This is a genomic window from Erwinia sp. PME.40.26/001 (assembly GCF_055556675.1).
In genome coordinates, this window is the sequence record NZ_JBVHNP010000168.1 from 1 (window position 1) to 273 (window position 273).

Consider the following 273-nt stretch of genomic DNA (forward strand, 5'->3'; position numbering starts at 1 on the left):
GCGAGAAGCTGGTGCGCACCGCGCTCAAGGATGGGCCGGACGCGCTGAACGACAAGCAGAAAAACAGCATCCTGGAAGAACCGGGCCTGCTGTCGCAACTGCACCAGGCGGTCTGGAGCGGTGCTGCCGAGGTCCATCCGGACTGGCATGCCGCGCGCCAGCAAGCGGCACCTGCCGCCGCCGTCGCATCACCGGCACTGGCCGCCTGAGGGGGCGGACCACACCGGAACAGGGGACGGCCGAAGACATTCGGCCGTCATCTTTTGCAGGGAT

Annotated in this window: 1 protein-coding gene; it reads left to right on the forward strand. The window is 67.4% G+C overall.

The genetic code is table 11. The features are described 5' to 3' along the window. Positions 1-209: hypothetical protein (locus ACZ3HG_RS23705; protein WP_465334820.1), on the forward strand; the 209-nt coding region annotated here is incomplete at its 5' end. Positions 210-273 lie beyond the last annotated feature (64 nt).